Origin of the sequence: Lacrimispora sphenoides, assembly GCF_900105215.1 — a bacterium.
Taxonomy (GTDB): domain Bacteria; phylum Bacillota; class Clostridia; order Lachnospirales; family Lachnospiraceae; genus Lacrimispora; species Lacrimispora sphenoides_A.
The window spans coordinates 2,305,949-2,322,784 of the sequence record NZ_FOIP01000001.1 but is presented as its reverse complement, the minus strand read 5'-3'; the positions used below and the strand labels follow the sequence as shown (position 1 = coordinate 2,322,784).

Sequence of the window (16,836 nt, the reverse complement as noted above, 5' to 3'; positions counted from 1 at the left end):
GCTTTTCATCAACGATCCTGCCTGATAATACAAACATAAATTTCTATTCACATATGCGGAAATATCGATTCCTCTCTTGACCGATCCAGTCAAACGAAAGTCAAATATCCGCTTTCTTAGGAACCAATCTCACTTCAAAAACAAATTCCTCTTCATCAAACCGGTATTCTTTCCGAAGATCCGGTCCACAGCTTGCTGATCCGATCCCGTCCTGGCGGTAATCCAGGCAAAGGACTGTATAGCCTGAGGCTGCCAGCTCATAATTATGGGCTTTTTCTGTCAACTCCTCCTGGGTATAAACCGATGCATTAAAAGAAAATGTCCGTTCTGAAGCTGCCGAGAGGGAAGCTCCCCCACCTTTTACCGTTACAAAATCACAATCGCTCCGGCTTCCGTTCTCCTGAGGCTTTAAATAGTCCTCATGCATTTCCTTTACCCCGGCATTAAATAACCCGTGATAGCTTGCTCTTCTCTTATCCAGGTAATTTTCCACCGGTCCCAGACCATAATAGGTTACCTGATCCATGCCCTTTGGAAGGAAAAGGCGAAGGCCAAACCTTGGAAGCTCTGGAAATTCCATATCCCTCTTCACATCCAGCTTTCCATTCAAAACTCCATCATTTCCGATGGTCCACAATGCTTCAATCATTAATATTCTCTGGATCACAGCAGCAGTAACGGTCAGAACGGTCCTTATTTCCACCTGCCCATCCTTTAATTCATAAGAGGTTTCATAAACCCTGGATATGGCCCGGTCATAATGGGCTTCCATCCACTTATTCTTTATATATCTGTCATTATCCGTTGGTGCTCTCCAGATGTTATATTCCATGGGGCGCTCCAGAAGAGTCCTGTTTTCAAACAACATATCCTGAAAACAGCCGGTCAGCTTGTTGTAGGTATAGGCAAAGTTTGTACCGTCTATATAAAGATAACGGTCATCTTCCCGTATCGCAGGACACACTCTCTCCTCGTCAATTGCTCCCTGTCCTTTTAACAGGCAAACCCCGGTCTGGTTTCTCGTATCTTCATTTTCAAGGAGTATTTCCTCAAATCCCAAAATGCATCCGGCTTTTAAAAGGGCTGTATTCTGCTTTAATAAATACTGAACCTTCAGATAACATTTTCCCTTTTGAGGGACCTCAAAGTCCAAAGTCAAACTGCCTATGCCATGAGGCTTTATTTCCGGCATATCTCCGTCCTTAAGAATTCCCTTTGCAGTGACTTCTCCGTCACAGGTCACCTCATATTCAATTACCGCATAATCCTTCAATCCGATAAAATCCATGCGGTTTTGAAGCACCAGCTCCTTCTTTTCCTGGTCAAAGGAAACAAACCTTGCCGGACGGTACACATTTTTAAATTCCATCAGACCGGTGTGAGGTCTTCTGTCCGGGTATACCAGGCCGTCCATACAGAAATTGCCGTCATGAGGATACTCGCCGTGATCTCCTCCATAAAGGTACATAGGTTTTCCATCCAAGGTCCTTCCCTGATAGATGGCATGGTCACACCACTCCCAAACAAACCCGCCGCAGACCTGGTCGTACTGGTCAAACACTTTAAAATAATCTTCCAGATCCCCCGGTCCATTGCCCATGGCATGACTGTACTCACACAGGATAAAAGGCTTTCCGGTATTTCTTCCAATGTATTCATGAATTTCTTCCAGCTTCGGATACATGCGGCTGTATAAATCCAGATTGGAAAAATCATAGGTCTTGCTCCGGTCACGGTAGCGGGCCGCTTCATAATGGGTGAGCCTGGAAGGATCAAAGGCTTTGGTCCAGGCCAGAGCGGCTTCAAAGGTGCAGCCATAGGCGCATTCATTTCCCATGGACCAGATCACAACACTTGACCGGTTCTTATCCCGTTGCACCAAACGCTGCGTGCGGTCAACCGTGGCCTGGGTAAACTCCGGATTATCTGCAATGGCCCGGTTCCAGCGGCCATGCACAGCTTCTATGGAATGATCTTCCATGTAGATGGAGTTAGTTCCGTGGCTCTCATTGTCTGCTTCGTCAATGACATAGAAGCCGTACTCGTCGCACAACTGGTAGAACTGAGGCCCATTCGGATAATGGCTGGTACGGATAGCATTGACATTATGCTCCTTCATGATCATTAAGTCTTTTTTCATCTGTTCCAGGCTGATGACAGACCCTGTCACCGGATCGCTGTCATGGCGGTTGACACCATGGAATTTAATCTTCTCCCCGTTAAAATATAACACTCCGTCTTTTACGGTGATTTCCCTGATTCCCAGGCGGTCCACGATCACTTCATTCTGGCATTCCAGAACAAGGGTATAAAGGTAAGGCTGCTCTGCATTCCAAAGCACCGGATTATCTATGGTCAAAAGAAGGCTGCCATCCTGTGGGATTCCTTCCTGGCTGGCGGCCAGCTCCCCTTGGGGATCATATACCAACGCATTTATTGGAACATCTTTCCCAAAAAAGGTGACTGCTGCCTGGATATGAGCCTGATTCTCTTCCCGGGAGGTTGTTAAAAAATAATCAAAAATTCCCTCTTCCGGCCTTCTTAAAAGATACACGTCCCGGAAAATGCCGGTCATGCGGAATTTATCCTGATCTTCCAGATAGCTTCCGTCGCACCATTTTAAAACAAGGACAGCTAAGGTGTTTTCTCCCTCACGGATCAGACTTGTCACATCAAACTCGCTGGTGGAATGGGATACCTGGCTGTATCCCACATAGCTTCCGTTCAGCCACACATAAAAACAGGAATCCACTCCTTCAAAGTTTATGTAAGCTCTGGGAGCATTCTCGTCCCTTTCATAGATAAAATGGCGGACATAAGCCCCGCATGGATTTTCAGCCGGTACATAGGGTGGGTCCATGGGGAAGGGGTAGCGGATATTGGTATATTGGTGTCTGTCATATCCATAGTTCTGGAAACAGCCGGGAACCGGAATATCATCATAATTTCCGGTATCATAGCCTTCCTGGAAAAACTCCTCTTTTACATCATAAATGCTGTCAAAATAGCAGAATTTCCATGTCCCGTTTAAGAGTTTAAACCGGTCAGAATTTTCCCTGTGCTCCACAAGGTCAAAACGCGCCTGGGAAGCAGGTATATAGTAGGACCTGTTTGGCATGGTGTTCTCATGAAGCAAGTGGAGATTTTCATAATGTTTGGGTACGATCATGGTTGAATCCTCCTTCGTTTATTACCTTTATTATAAAATGTAAGGATAGAAAATCCATATCTCCAATTAGACAAACTATGCACAAAATGATACTGTTGGTTTTAGAAATTCCTATAGATACGTACTTTTCCGTTTAAAATCGTTTTTGATACTTTTATCATCACCAACTACAACCACCTAAAAACAGTCAAAACAAAACATCATGCAGTCAAAATGAGTCAGATAATGATATAATCTACTTTTTATATAGCTGGTCCGAAATTTCGGATACCCGCAGCAATTTGTTGATGAAAGTATCCTGTACTTGTAATATTTTAACAGTATGTATAATATAATAAAAAAGGCAATCGCCACAGGGTGGTTGGCTAATTAGAAAAGCAAAACCTTCCCAACCGGCCAAAGTACAGGGAAGGTTTTTGTATTTAGCGACACATCTTCAAGACGAATGTCAGCAGTGCCAGAAAGAACGCGCCAAAAGACATTAAGTCCTTAAAGTCAAAATACTTCATGAGCAACACCTCCATTCTATGTAGAATCGAGGCCTACCATCCTATACACGATTGCCAGCAGTTTGTACCTGCCAGTATAATTATATGTTCCAACATAAGCATATACTATTAATAATATCTTACAAATTCCTTTGTGCCCCTATTCCGCCAATCCTGGCTACTGTAATGTCATCATGATGGCGGACCACTCGGTCCACAGGAATGTTATATTTCGCCATCAGCTCCTTAGTCAGCTCTATGGCCTTCTGAACCGTTGCATCTTCAAAGTACCAGTCCCGGCTTATGTCTGCCAGATTTCCACAACTATTTCTAACACACATTTCAATACCAATACTAAATAGTGAGCGCTGGTCCCAATGTATTGGGAGGCGTAATACTTGCAGTTTGCTTCTGCCCCTCCCAGGGCTCCTACATAATGGATCACAATGTACTTAATACGGTCTGCGGTACCTGCGGTGTAGTAATAAGGCGTAAGCAATTTTTTAATCTGCATACCATTCCTCTATTTCATAAGAAAAGGCCCAGGAAAATCCCAGGCCTAAAAGTTGTGATATCACAACAATTATTCAGTTTTTCTAGACTGCTTAATAATCTGATCTACATATGTACTCAATCCGGCAACCAGAACACCCTGCGTAATGGCCGTAAATATCGCCATAGCAATTTCCTGCCCGGTCTGGTAGCTACTTGTGCCCAAAACGTATATACCACACAACACAATGCCCACAGCCCCATTGATAAGGGGGATATACTTATCTTTGATGGTCTGGCTCTTTTTAATCGCCTGTCCTAAAAAGTACAGAACTACTGCCACTACGATCAGTTCCGGTTTGACATAATTCATAATCTGTTCCATAATTAATCCTCTCTTTCTTCCGGTTCCTCCGGCATGGATAATAAATTGTCTTTAAGTCTCGTTGCTACATCATTCCCACCCAGGTCATGATAGGCATCGTACATCCGCTTTACATTCTCTTTGGCATAAATGGGACAAAATCTCTTATCCTGGTAATGATTGTATACACCGTTTATTCTATCTCTAAGCAGCGCTTGCATTCCGTCAAAAATTGCCTGTCTACCCAATGCCTGTCCATATACTTTATGATTTCTAACAACGGACCATGCCTCATTCTTTCTATTTTTCATTTTCTTTTCCGGTGATATCCATGTATTCTTTCTCTGTAATCCAACGCCCCACCGCATTCCATACCATTTTCTCCGTCCAGTACCCTAAATCACAATACTTTTTTACCAATTCATAACGTTCGCTCATATACCCAGACCCTCCATTTCAATACCTGTCATCATAGAAAGGTATAATAACTTTGCGTTTGTTTCTGCAATCTGCTCACACACATTAGGTGCTCGGAATGCCGCGATTATTACATCGGCCTTAACCTCTGTTATTCCGTCTAATTGATTAGCTATCACAATTAACATTTTACCATTCGCATAAAGTTCTTTAGCTTTTAGTTTCGCTTCATCAGGAGCCCTAGCCATGTATCATCACCTCCTTTCGTCGTTTTGGGTATAGAAAAAGAGACAGCTAAAGCTATCTCTCAATATAATCAAATCTATTCTTTAATTTTTCATAATTCCATATGCATTAAAATTATAAGTTACCCCATCTATCCGGCGTTCTCCTGTTTCCATAACTCCTGTATCATTAGTATAGTACCAGTTGTTTCCTACTTGGATCCAACCAATTTTCATATATCCGTTTTCATCAAAAAAAACGTTTTGGAGTAAAAGTTGAATTGTAATCAAGTTAATATGCCGCAGGCAGATTGCAAAGAGCTTGTTAAAGCGGGCCCGGAATACCGAAGCCCGCTCTTATCATTAACTATCTTTCATACTCGTCATATTCTTCGTAATCTTCATACTCATCATACTTTTCACGTTCGTCACATTCATTTTCTTTCCGTCTGCATTTTCTGCAGCCGTCTTTAAAGCCTCTCCAGTAAGATTCCTTTAATGCTTTTCCGAACCATTCGCAGTCCTTATCATGATCATGTTTCTTTTCGCATTCGCACTCACGTTTCTTTTCGCATTCGCATTCACGTTTCTTTTCGCATTCGCATTCGCGTTTCTTTTCGCATTCACATTCGCGTTTCTTTTCGCATTCACATTCACGTTTGGGTTCGCACTTTTCAAAATATTTACATCTACATTTTAAATTATCATTACTCATATACTTAGACTCCTTTCATATCGTACTACACAATATTATATGGGACAAGTAAGTGGGGTGTGAATTTTGAGAATGGGTAGATAAAAGGCCCCAGTTCAGATCTCCGGAGCCCACTTTGTTGGAGTAATTTATAGCAATAAATGTTTTGTACAATATATTATATTGTATGCAGCAATTTAAAAGAGTTTCTTTCGCTATCGCTGTCTACTCTACCAGTCCAGGATACTCCAGAGCCCTATCTTGAACCGGCGTGAGCATATCCCCATCTGCATAAAAGTTCTGGATCTTAGTAATTTTAGTATTGTCCTAAATACTGATAAATCTTATGCCAAGTAAATTTACTTGGCACTTTTTATACCATATTTCCCCTTACTATAGGCCGTCTCAGGAACAACACCTTATTGCATTATATTCATATAATAATAATGGAAAACAAGATTTTCCTAATATTGGAATACAGGAGTAAATCAATATGAATGACTATAGCCAAGATTGGCATAAAGAACATTGTGATTGCCATGATAAGCAGCAGGCACACGTTCATGAAGTTCAAGGCAGCGTAGAGATAGCAGAACGCGAAGAAGATCCCCATAATCATCGTTTTGCTACGGTTTCTGGTGAAGTAATCCCTGCTGGCATGAGCCACTTTCATGAAGTAAAATTTAGAACAGATTTTTATGAAAATCATTTTCATGAATTTCGTGGTAAAACATCGCTTGCAATTCCTGTTGGGGACAGACATGTTCATTTTCTGGAATCCGTAACAGAAGTTAGCGATGGTCACTTTCATGACTTTAGAGTGGCCACCTTGATTAATGATCCTATCGGTGAAGAAGCTTAATTATTTTTTTGAAATTTAAACCTACCACATCTCAGGCTGCTTATTTCGTTTGAGATGTGGTTTTTGATTCAACGTACGATGGCAAAAAATTAACCCCAATTTATAATATACCTTTTCTTTTTATTGCAAATGTTTATTTGATTATGACAATCATGACCACCCGTCAAACGGGTGGTTTGCTCTGAGGCTATAAGCCTCTGTTACCGGCCAGCGCCTAAAGACGCTGGCTTTCACTTTGTTCAAGCCTTAACGCCCTTGACTCGTCGCAGCCCTTGAAAGGGCATTTGTACTACCGGCTACCCTTAAAAGGGTCTTCATACTCTTTGACGCTTAATTTATCCATTGCAACATCGTGACTTTCTTGTTCCTGGATATATTTCTTTATAGTTGCCTCGTTAAGTCCAACTGTGCTCACATAATATCCCTCTGCCCAAAAATGCCGATTTCCAAACTTATACTTTAAGTTTGCGTGCTGATCGAAAATCATTAGCGCACTTTTTCCTTTGAGGTATCCCATAAATTGTGATACACTAAGTTTAGGCGGAATACTTACTAGCATATGGACATGGTCGGGCATTACATGCCCTTCCAATATCTCTACGCCTTTGTATCCACATAGCTGTTTCAAAATATCTCTGATGCTCTCCTTGTACTGGTTGTAAATTATTTTTCTCCTGTACTTTGGTGTGAACACTATGTGATACTTACACATCCATTTGGTGTGTGCTAAACTGTTTGCCTTATTGGCCATTAAAATCACCTTTCCTCTCGTTATAAATTGGCTTGAACAACCTCATTATAACGGAAAGGTGATTTTTTTGTATAACAAACACCGCGCACCCGCATAGCGGGTGGTTGATATTTCGCACGCTTCGCGAGCTCAACAGGGTCACGACCCATAAAAAAACTACCAACTAAATATTATAGTTGGTAGTCCGGCTTAAAATAGTTATTATGAAAAAAATAATAACCACCAAAATGGAAATCTTAAATCAAAATCATGTCTTCTGTCGAATTCTTCTCTTCTTTCAACTTTATGTCTTCTGTCAAATTCCATTCTTCTATTGAATTCTTCCCGCATTTCCCTTCTGTCGAAACCTCTTCTACCTGAGCCTCTTCCACCAAAATCCATTCTGGGATCACCTTGAGAACAATCCATATAAATATTCCTATTTTCATAATCTTATATTATTAATAAATGCAAAGTTATTTTCTTTGACACTCTTTACCAACTAAAATATTAAGTTCTCAATGTACAATCTTTTCATAAAATCCCAATTTTGTTCCTCTTTCCATTCAGTCTGTTCGTCGCACTCCTGGCAAAAGCTCTGACCATGCTCAATTTTATCTTTCCCACACCAGGACACTCATAGCCATCACCTCCGTACCCTGCATCAATTTTTATATCCGGCAACCTGTTCTCTTTTCACAAACTCTTCACAGATCCATCAAAATCCCGTCACAATTTCCCGGTATACTAATAACTGTAAAGAGGCCAATAACCTTTAGATAAAACTTTTTTTCATACAGCCGGTAGGATTTATGATCTTTCCGGCTCCTTCCTTTTTACAATGAATTACTCTTATTTCAGATTTATTTAAGAATATGATGCTATACTATGACCATAAAGACAAAGTCTTTATAACCTTTCACTTAGCCGACATGACTCTCCGGTCTTGCCGGCTACTACCTTTTTTACGGCATATACTCTGGAAAATCATAAATTGACATCTGCACGGCTGGATAATCTTCCCAAGCTACTCCGATGTAATTAAGAACATGGCCCCAGCCATATCTTCATCCAGTAACTTCATCAACCCAACATTCATACCTCCAGAAGTGCCATGCTTTCAGGTTTCCCTCAACCGATCAATCCGATGAGGCCTTTTTTTAAGGGAGATTCCGAATCTGCATATATCACACCCAGTCATTTGTAACACTGGACCAATCGGTTCATTAAGACTGTGACCTATTCCATGCCCATAATACTTAATCAGAAAAGCTGATACTAAAGCAAAATGTCCTGGAGAAGTAGTTATTTGCCGCTGACACTTTAGCAGAAAGAAAGAACCAGTTCGAATCATCAACTATGCCAAGCCCCCCCGGCACTCTTTTGACGATTCCCCCAATCTATCCTCCCTTTCTTAATAATCTTCTGCTTGACTTCTATGTAATACCGTGATACACTAGGTCAGTATTTAAAATAAAGTTATGATTTCGCATATATTTGTAAGTCATTATTCTATTGATGATTTACAAGTATATGCGATTTTTAATTTTAAGAAGAATACAATATAATTTTAAGGAGGTATCTATCATGAAAAAAGGTACAGTGAAATGGTTTAATGCACAAAAGGGGTTCGGTTTTATTTGCGATGAAGAGGGTAATGATATATTCGTTCATTTCTCCGGTCTTGCTATGGAAGGTTATAAATCATTAGAAGATGGCCAGTCAGTTGTTTTTGAAACAACCACAGGAAATCGTGGTCTTCAGGCTGTTAATGTTCACATCGCATAATCTCTCACCGCATTAATTAATCACATCTAGCCTATCCATTTTCTTCAAATACCAAATTGATAAAGTGAATATGTACCAAATATCTGTATATTAAAAAGTCAGAGCAATGTTTAATTATTACAGCTAAGTCAGCAGGGTTTATTATTATATCCCCTGCTGGCTCAACCTAAAATTTCACTTTAATAGATTCTGAATTTCTCCAGACAATCAATAATACAACCCCACATCGAAATGCATATAAAACCCTAATCCTCTCTATTTTTATCAAGGTGTTCCTTCACTTATTCACCATAACACTCCATATACAAATTATAATAATAAGATTTATCATTGAAATCTTTTTCAAAAACATATCTGAAAGATACATTTCTTATAATGTGGCAAGAACAATAATTTTAATGAAAAGTTCTCTAACAATATTATAGTACTCTACAGAAATTTGGAAAAATAGAAAAAATAGACCTAGCTCCATTTATTATTAAGATCAAATTATAACGAAATTCGATTGTTGTAAGCGGTCGTTGGTAGTTGATTGGATTGTGTACTTGTATCTTTCGCCAAGTACTGATTATCCAAAACACCAACAGCCGCTTATTTAATTCAGTTTTTTATTCGGCGGCGAGATTTCTGCAGAGACACGATCAAAACATGGACAGAATCCCTTTTCCTTTCATCCAGTTATGAACGCTAGTTTTATGGTAGCTAATCTTTTTGAAAAACAAATTCCTGTTCAACAATCTTCTGGTGGTTTAAAGATATTAAAGTAGCATTTTTTGATAAAATATAGAAAAATAGTACTCTATATAAAGCTAAGTTGAAAACATGAGCCTGTATGTGGTAAAATCTTTCTCATACCATAGACTCCTTTGAATAAAGGAGTGTTCAATATAACAACAAAGAATGATAATAAAGGAAGAGTGTCAAAAGAGAAGGAAAAGGTCAAGTCCACTTAACTTTGACTACCGTAAATAAAAAAGGAGACTAGATATGTACACCAACACAGGCTATATGAATCTGACGGACGACGAACTGGAGGACCTCACTCTTCCTCTTAAGGCAAACAGCTGCGGCGTCTACCGCCTGATTACCCACCCCGTCATGTCCACCATACGGCCTTTGGGACGTCCTGATTATCAGCTTTTATACGTCGCATCAGGAAATGCATGGTTTTCCTTCCAAAATGAGACCGTAGAAGTCCCTGCCGGAAATATGGTACTTTATAAACCTGACGAACCTCAGAAATACGCCTATTATCTGGAAGATAAGCCAGAAGTATTCTGGCTTCATTTCACAGGTAAAGAAGCCAAAGATTTCATAACCCAGGTGGGCTTTCATGACAGTAGAATCCTATACACCGGTGTTTCATCCAAATACCAGGAATTGTTTCTTTCCATAATCCGTGAACTCCAGCTCCCCCGCCCCTGTTTCGAGGAATTGGCAACCCTTCATCTCATGCAGCTTTTCCTGCTTTTAAAGCGGCAAAGGGAGGAAGGGGGTTTGCAAAAAACTGAAATACAGAAAGAAATGGAAAAAGCGGTCCATTATTTTCACGAGAACTTATCTACGGATATCGAAATTGACCATTATGCCAAAAAGCTGCATATGAGCACCTGCTGGTTTATCCGCAGTTTTAAGCAGTATACTGGAATGCCTCCCCGTAGGTACTTAACCTCCATCCGGGTGAAAAAGGCCCAGGAGCTGCTTGAAAGCACTGACTACGGCATCGGTGAAATCGGAAGCATTGTCGGCTATGACAATCCCTTATATTTCAGCCGCATCTTTAAAAAACAAACCGGTACTTCTCCCGCAGAATACAGAAAAGCGGCAAGGTGAGCACTCCTCCCCTGCCGCTTTTTTTATCTTCCCACCAAACGATACGTCTGTCGGTATTCCTTTGGCGTTATTCCCATATACCTCTTAAAGATCCTTCTGAAATAATCCACATCCTGATATCCACACTGGTAGGCAATTTCATTTCCTGTCTGGTTTGTCTCTATGAGCATTCTGCACGCCTTATTAAGCCGTGCCTCGTGGATCCCCTCCGTAAGTGTCTTCCCATAAACAGCATTGTAGACTCGTCCCAGGTAATCCGGGCTGCAATCCAGTCTGTCGGCAAGTATGGAAGAGGATAAAGGCTCTTCAAAATGATTCCTGATATACTGTCCCGCCTGGTTTGCCAAAAGTACTTTCTGCCCGGTCACCTCCATTGGAGAAAGGGAGTCACTGAGCTCGCACAGCAATTCTAAAAGCACAAGGTTTAAGATAGTCCGGTCGCCCCTTAAGACATCCTGCCGCTTGATAAAACGGCGGAAAAGTTCCTCAAACTGCTCCGGCTTTCTGATACGGATAAGCTGAGGCAGGGACATAATATCCCGTCCAATCCTCACCGCCTCTTCTTCCAGATGAAAATGAAGCCAGTAAAAATTCAAATCTTCCTCAAACTCTCTTGTCCCCCAATGATGCCTTCCGGGAAACAGAATCAGCGCTTCCCCTTCCTCCACGTTATATGTTATGTCTTCTTCAGCAATCCCCAGGATCCCGGAATTTACATAGATAATCTCAAAGGAATCCATGACCCGGTCCGCATGGCGTCCCTTACCGCCTGTCACCAGATATCCTGCATTTAACGCCCTCACCGGAAGTACGGCCTTTAAATTTAAGTAATGTTCCATAGTTTCCTCCTGTCACCTCGGTCGGAATCCTCCAGTTTTTCGCTTCTTTTTCCTCTTGTATCCCTTCCATTATACTGGCAATATAGAGAGAGGAAAACCTTTAAAAACAGAATATCAGATATCTAACAAAAAGAAAAGGGGATTGTGGCAGTTATGTCACGGAAGTTCAATGATTGAAGCAGTATTACTCTTAAAAGAAAAAGTGTCCCGCACCTATTTCAGCGGAACCACTATGACAGAAGCAGATTTTACCAAAGGCAGAAGACTCTTTATTGCAGAGGGCTGCTGCGCCAATGGGATCGTTACACTGACCACCGGAGCATTTCTCTCCGGCTATGCCAATTCACTGGGAGCCACGGATTCCATAAACGGGATCATCGGTTCCATCCCGGTACTTCTCTGTACTCTTCAGATGTTTTCCTCCATCCTTTTGGAAAGCCTCTGCCGGAAAAAATGCCTGATTTCCAGTTTTTCTTTTATTCACAGGCTCCTTCTGGCTTCCGTCTTTTTTGTGCCCTTGTTTATTAGAAATCCCGGACTTCGCCTGGCAGCGGTAATCACTATTTATGGAATCGCTCATTTTTTCGGGGCCTTTATTGGAACCGGGACAGGGAACTGGATCTTACAGCTGGTTCCACAGCACATGAGAGGAAACTATCTGGGAAAAAAGGATTCCTTTGCTTTTGCCTTTTCCACCATCTTAAGCCTGACCATGGGATGGGTCATGGACCGGTTCCGCAGCGTTTCCATGGAACAGACCGGATTTCTGGTGGTAGGAACTGTAGTCTTTTTCGTCGCCTGTATGGACTTCTGGTGTCTCTCCTCTATCAGTGAACCGGAGAGTCTTCCCCACCGCCAAAAGCTTCAGGATGCATTATGGAAGCCATTGGCCGATAAGGAGTACCGGAAGGTCATGCTCACCTATATGTTCTGGAACCTGGCCCTTCAGATCGCAGGCCCATTTTTCAGCGTATACATGGTTACAGGACTTAAGTTAGATTATACATACATTACCTTTTTAGGCCTCATTTCCTCAACTGTCCGTGTTTTGGCGGCCTGGCTCTGGGGGCGTCTGGCCGATGCTACTTCCTGGCTTTTGGCAGCCCGCTGTTCCATGGGAATGCTGGGACTTGTCCATGCCAGCTGGCTTTTCATGACCCCGGAAACCTGCTATACCCTTCAGCCTATATTACAGGCATTGTCCGGCGCTGCCTGGGGAGGCATTGCCATATCCGTCTTTAACCTTCAGTATCATTATGCCCCTGCGGAAAAACGGGTGCTTTATGTCAGCTCCAATTCCTCCTATGCAGGGCTTTGCGGCTTTCTTTCCACCCTTCTTGGAGCCTTCTTACTCAGGGTGTTTCCTACCCTGGAAATAGGGGGACTTCCCATAACCGGAATGCAGCTGCTCTTCCTTCTTTCCGGGACCCTGATCCTGGGATGCGTATTTTACATGGGAAGACTCAAGTCTGTCTCCCTTTAAATCCGCCGGTCTTTACAGGACTCCCGGATTATCAGCTCCGGCTTTAAGATCCGCTCCACTCTGCTTTCTTCATCGGGAACATTGTTCATCTTTTCTATAAGAAGCTCCGCCGCCATCGCCCCCAGCCGCTCCTGGGGGTGGGCGATGGTGGTCAGCTTCACAATCCCATTTTCTGCGATAAAGGAATTATCATAGCCTGTTACAGAAATATCCTCAGGCACGGAAAGCCCGCTCTTTTCAATGGTTTTCATGACCTCAAAGGCAATCTGGTCATTGTAGCAGACGATTCCGTCAATTAACACTCCTTCTTCCAGCTTAAGCCTTAACGCGCCTGATGGCTTTGACGTACGGTCCTCGGTGTGGAACCAGACAACCATATCCGGATCATAAGAAAATCCCGCCTCCTGAAGAGCTTTTACATAGCCTTTGTGCCGGTCCCTTCCCTGGCTATCGTCAGCCTTGAATATTCCCAAGATGTGCTTATGCTCTAATTCGATCAGATGCTTTGTCACCAGATACCCACCCATACAGTCATCCATCAGGATATGGGGTTTGTTCATCATGTGGGCGTAACAACCTTGAATGAATACATAGGGAATCTGGTAAAAATCCAACTTCTCATAAAGCCCCTTATGGCCGCACATGATCTCACTTTTGCTTGGCTCTATGATGAGCCCGTCAATGTCCTTTTCAAGGATCTCTTCCAGACATCTGCTTTCCTTGAACCTGCTGTTTCCCGTATTTTTCAGTATAATGCTGTAACCGTTTGCCGTGAGTACACGATCGATTCCCTGGATCAGCCGCGGAAAAATATAATCAGACAAATAGGTGGTAATCACCGCGATATTTCCTGACCCTTTTTTTCCTCCCGCTTTTCTGGAAACAAAGGTTCCCCGGCCATGTTCTGCCGTAATAAATCCCTCCTGTTCCAGAATGGAAATTGCTTTTCTCACCGTGTGGCGGCTTACATGACAGGAGGCCGACAGTTCATTTTCCGAAGGCAGCCGGTCGCCCGGCTTTCTCTTACCTGAAATAATATCCTTTTTCAGTTCTTCCATTAACAGATAATACTTTGCTTTTCCGCTGTCCTCCGCCATATAGGGCTCCTTATGATTCTTTATTCTGGCCGTAATATGCATTCGGCCCATGCTTGCGCATAAAATGTTTATCCTGCATGCACTTGGGCGCCGGTAAAACCGAGGGATTCAACAGTTCCGTCATAAGGTTCATCTTTGCGATTTCCTCCAGCACAACGGCATTGTGGACCGCACCTGCTGCATCGGTTCCCCAGGTAAAGGGTCCATGGTTTTTGCATAAAACCGCCGGAACATGCATGGGATTCCTATCCTTAAAGGTTTCGATGATCACGGCTCCCGTATTCTTCTCATACCCGTCCCGGGTCTCTTTCTCCGTGAGATTTCTGGCACATGGAATCTCCCCGTAAAAGTAATCCGCATGGGTGGTTCCATAGCAGGGGAGGGCCCTTCCTGCCTGGGCCCAGGATGTAGCCATGGGGGAATGGGTATGAACGATCCCTCCTATTTCCTTAAATGCCTTATAAAGTTCCAGATGGGTGGCAGTATCAGAGGAAGGCCTTAACTTTCCTTCCACCTGATTACCGTCAAGATCCATGACCACCATATCCTCTGGCGTCAGTTCTTCATAAACCACCCCGCTGGGCTTAATTACGAAAAGCCCCTGTTCCCGGTCAATTCCGCTGACATTTCCCCAGGTATAAGTGATAAGTCCTCTTCTGGGCAATTCCATGTTTGCCTCGTATACAATCCTTTTAAGTTCTTCCAGCATGTCAGCTTCCTCCTTTTTGCTTTCCGTATTATTTTAAGTTATCTACCGCGGCACGCTCAATGGAAAGTCCATTTTTGTACCGTTCCATAAAGGCCTGAAAACCTGCTTCATCCTCAGGATCAGGCTCCATTCTGGTCCCCCCATCATCCTTAAATACCTTTTCAGCCAGGTAATGATCCAGGGATTCCCCCTCCTCCTTCTTAAGCATGTAGGAAGCTAAAAGAGCAGCTCCCCAGGCTCCTCCTTCCCCAGCTGTTTCCATGACGGAAACCGGAACGCCCAGGGCGGCAGCCATGATCCGCTGTCCCACTCCCTTAGTCTTAAATAGTCCTCCATGGCCCAAAAGCACATTAAGCCGGACTCCTTCCTTAAAGAGAATATCCATTCCCATCTTTAATGCTCCCAAAGCGGTATAAAGATGGACTCTCATAAAGTTTGCAAGATTAAACCGGCTTTCCGGTGTCCTGACAAACAAAGGCCTTCCCTCTTCAAAATGAGTGATGTGCTCTCCTGACAGATAGCCGTAGGAAAGCATACCTCCCCCATCTTTGTCTCCTTCCAGGGCCTTCTGGTAAAGAGTGGAAAACAAGGTATTCCTGTCTATTTTCATTCCCGCCGCATCCGCAAATTCCTCAAACAGGGAAACCCAGGCGTTTAAATCTGAGGTACAGTTGTTGCAGTGAACCATTGCTACTGCATCACCGGCTGGAGTGGTGACTATATCGATTTCCGGATAGACTCTGGAAAGCTCTTTTTCCAGCACCACCATAGCGAACACACTGGTTCCGGCGGATACATTGCCGGTTCTTCTTGCCACGCTGTTGGTAGCCGTCATCCCAGTCCCGGCATCACCTTCCGGCGGGCAAAGGGGTATTCCAGGCTTTAAATTCCCGCTGGCATCAAGAAGCCGTGCCCCTTCCTCGGTCAGGCTCCCAGCCCTCTCTCCTGCTGTCAGCACCCTTGGCATAATATCCCGGAGCTTCCAGGGGAACTGACAGGGTGCAACCAGCTCATCAAACTGTTCTATCATGCGCTCATGAAAATCCTTTGCAGCGCAGTCCACGGGAAACATCCCTGCACAGTCTCCGATGCCAAGGACCCGCTCTCCCGTCAGCTTCCAGTGGACATAGCCTTCTAGGGTAACCAGGTAATCAATTTCCGGCACATGCTTTTCCTGGTTAAGGATTGCCTGATAGAGGTGGGCAATGCTCCATCTCTGGGGGATTTGAAAGGAGAACAGTTCCGTCAGCTTTTCCGAAGCCTCTTCTGTCATGGTATTTCTCCAGGTCCTAAAAGGCACCAGCAGCTTCCCCTCCTTGTCAAATGCCATATATCCATGCATCATGGCAGAAAAACAGATGGCTCCAATGGTGGTAAGCGTCTCCCCATACCGCTCTTTCACCTCCTGTGCCATGTTTTTATAGCTTTCCCTTACTCCCTCCCAGATATCCGGTATGGAATAGGTCCAGACGCCGTCTACATACTGGTTTTCCCAGTCATAGCTGCCGGAAGCAATGGGATTATGTTCTTCATCTACCAGTACGGCTTTAATTCGCGTGGAGCCAAGCTCTATTCCCAGAGCGGTTCTCCCTTCCCGGATCGCTGCCCCTATTTGTTTTTCCATCATTTGAAACCCCTCCTGAATTA

General features: G+C 43.3%; 19 protein-coding genes. 4 read left to right on the top strand and 15 right to left on the bottom strand.

Annotated elements, in window-relative coordinates; genetic code table 11:
- Positions 1 to 100: 100 nt before the first annotated feature.
- The 9 genes from BMW45_RS10560 to BMW45_RS27795 all read right to left on the bottom strand — a co-directional run bounded on the left by BMW45_RS10560 (position 101) and on the right by BMW45_RS27795 (position 5,869).
- Complete coding sequence (locus BMW45_RS10560; protein ID WP_092243136.1) at positions 101 to 3,169, bottom strand: glycoside hydrolase family 2 TIM barrel-domain containing protein; 3,069 nt, start codon at positions 3,167 to 3,169, stop codon at positions 101 to 103.
- Positions 3,170 to 3,797: 628 nt separating this feature from the next.
- A complete protein-coding gene (locus BMW45_RS28440; protein WP_242882990.1) occupies positions 3,798 to 3,998 on the bottom strand; it encodes a peptidoglycan recognition protein family protein in 201 nt (66 codons plus the stop codon).
- Positions 3,959 to 4,171, bottom strand: a complete 213-nt coding sequence (locus BMW45_RS28435) for an N-acetylmuramoyl-L-alanine amidase (protein WP_242882988.1) — start codon at positions 4,169 to 4,171, stop codon at positions 3,959 to 3,961. The genes BMW45_RS28440 and BMW45_RS28435 overlap by 40 nt, the downstream gene beginning before the upstream one ends.
- 69 nt (positions 4,172 to 4,240) lie before the next feature.
- The gene (locus BMW45_RS10550; protein WP_025229889.1) at positions 4,241 to 4,534 is read right to left on the bottom strand and encodes a phage holin family protein; all 294 of its coding nucleotides are present in this window, start codon (positions 4,532 to 4,534) and stop codon (positions 4,241 to 4,243) included.
- A gap of 2 nt (positions 4,535 to 4,536) precedes the next feature.
- Entirely contained in the window at positions 4,537 to 4,824 is a 288-nt protein-coding gene (locus BMW45_RS10545; RefSeq protein ID WP_242882986.1) for a hypothetical protein, read from the bottom strand.
- Positions 4,814 to 4,951, bottom strand: coding sequence for an XkdX family protein (locus BMW45_RS10540; protein ID WP_092243132.1), 138 nt, complete (start codon positions 4,949 to 4,951; stop codon positions 4,814 to 4,816). The genes BMW45_RS10545 and BMW45_RS10540 overlap by 11 nt, the downstream gene beginning before the upstream one ends.
- On the bottom strand, positions 4,948 to 5,178 hold the full coding sequence (locus BMW45_RS10535; RefSeq protein ID WP_092243129.1) for a hypothetical protein: 231 nt from the start codon (positions 5,176 to 5,178) through the stop codon (positions 4,948 to 4,950). Before BMW45_RS10535 ends, BMW45_RS10540 begins: the two co-directional genes overlap by 4 nt.
- 81 nt (positions 5,179 to 5,259) lie before the next feature.
- A complete protein-coding gene (locus tag BMW45_RS29090; protein WP_092243126.1) occupies positions 5,260 to 5,391 on the bottom strand; it encodes a hypothetical protein in 132 nt (43 codons plus the stop codon).
- 130 nt (positions 5,392 to 5,521) lie between these two features.
- The gene (locus BMW45_RS27795) at positions 5,522 to 5,869 is read right to left on the bottom strand and encodes a hypothetical protein (RefSeq protein WP_092243123.1); all 348 of its coding nucleotides are present in this window, start codon (positions 5,867 to 5,869) and stop codon (positions 5,522 to 5,524) included.
- 472 nt (positions 5,870 to 6,341) lie between these two features.
- Between BMW45_RS27795 and BMW45_RS10520 the strand changes: the two genes are divergently transcribed.
- Positions 6,342 to 6,710, top strand: coding sequence for a YmaF family protein (locus BMW45_RS10520; RefSeq protein ID WP_092243120.1), 369 nt, complete (start codon positions 6,342 to 6,344; stop codon positions 6,708 to 6,710).
- Between the two features lie 289 nt (positions 6,711 to 6,999).
- On the opposite strand, the gene tnpA is transcribed toward BMW45_RS10520, so the two are convergent.
- Together tnpA and BMW45_RS10510 are read right to left on the bottom strand one after the other, a co-directional pair.
- A complete protein-coding gene (gene tnpA, locus BMW45_RS10515; RefSeq protein ID WP_092243116.1) occupies positions 7,000 to 7,461 on the bottom strand; it encodes an IS200/IS605 family transposase in 462 nt (153 codons plus the stop codon).
- Between the two features lie 201 nt (positions 7,462 to 7,662).
- Entirely contained in the window at positions 7,663 to 7,842 is a 180-nt protein-coding gene (locus BMW45_RS10510) for a hypothetical protein (protein WP_143057025.1), read from the bottom strand.
- 1,185 nt (positions 7,843 to 9,027) lie between these two features.
- On the opposite strand from BMW45_RS10510, the gene BMW45_RS10505 reads away from it, so the two are divergent.
- Both BMW45_RS10505 and BMW45_RS10500 read left to right on the top strand, forming a co-directional pair.
- Positions 9,028 to 9,228, top strand: a complete 201-nt coding sequence (locus tag BMW45_RS10505; RefSeq protein WP_025229895.1) for a cold-shock protein — start codon at positions 9,028 to 9,030, stop codon at positions 9,226 to 9,228.
- 987 nt (positions 9,229 to 10,215) lie between these two features.
- Positions 10,216 to 11,061, top strand: a complete 846-nt coding sequence (locus tag BMW45_RS10500; protein ID WP_025229896.1) for an AraC family transcriptional regulator — start codon at positions 10,216 to 10,218, stop codon at positions 11,059 to 11,061.
- A gap of 23 nt (positions 11,062 to 11,084) precedes the next feature.
- Here BMW45_RS10500 and BMW45_RS10495 read toward each other — a convergent pair whose 3' ends face one another.
- On the bottom strand, positions 11,085 to 11,900 hold the full coding sequence (locus BMW45_RS10495) for a helix-turn-helix transcriptional regulator (RefSeq protein ID WP_025229897.1): 816 nt from the start codon (positions 11,898 to 11,900) through the stop codon (positions 11,085 to 11,087).
- A 169-nt stretch (positions 11,901 to 12,069) separates the two neighbouring features.
- Here BMW45_RS10495 and BMW45_RS10490 point away from each other — a divergent pair, with 169 nt between their 5' ends.
- Positions 12,070 to 13,383, top strand: a complete 1,314-nt coding sequence (locus BMW45_RS10490; RefSeq protein WP_092243111.1) for an MFS transporter — start codon at positions 12,070 to 12,072, stop codon at positions 13,381 to 13,383.
- Here the strand turns inward: BMW45_RS10490 and BMW45_RS10485 are convergent.
- The 3 genes from BMW45_RS10485 to BMW45_RS10475 are packed head-to-tail and all read right to left on the bottom strand — an operon-like array spanning position 13,380 to position 16,816.
- Complete coding sequence (locus BMW45_RS10485; RefSeq protein WP_092243109.1) at positions 13,380 to 14,480, bottom strand: GntR family transcriptional regulator; 1,101 nt, start codon at positions 14,478 to 14,480, stop codon at positions 13,380 to 13,382. The genes BMW45_RS10490 and BMW45_RS10485 overlap by 4 nt on opposite strands.
- 10 nt (positions 14,481 to 14,490) lie before the next feature.
- Entirely contained in the window at positions 14,491 to 15,189 is a 699-nt protein-coding gene (locus BMW45_RS10480; protein WP_092243105.1) for an L-ribulose-5-phosphate 4-epimerase, read from the bottom strand.
- A gap of 28 nt (positions 15,190 to 15,217) precedes the next feature.
- On the bottom strand, positions 15,218 to 16,816 hold the full coding sequence (locus BMW45_RS10475; protein WP_092243102.1) for a xylulokinase: 1,599 nt from the start codon (positions 16,814 to 16,816) through the stop codon (positions 15,218 to 15,220).
- Positions 16,817 to 16,836: the final 20 nt, after the last annotated feature.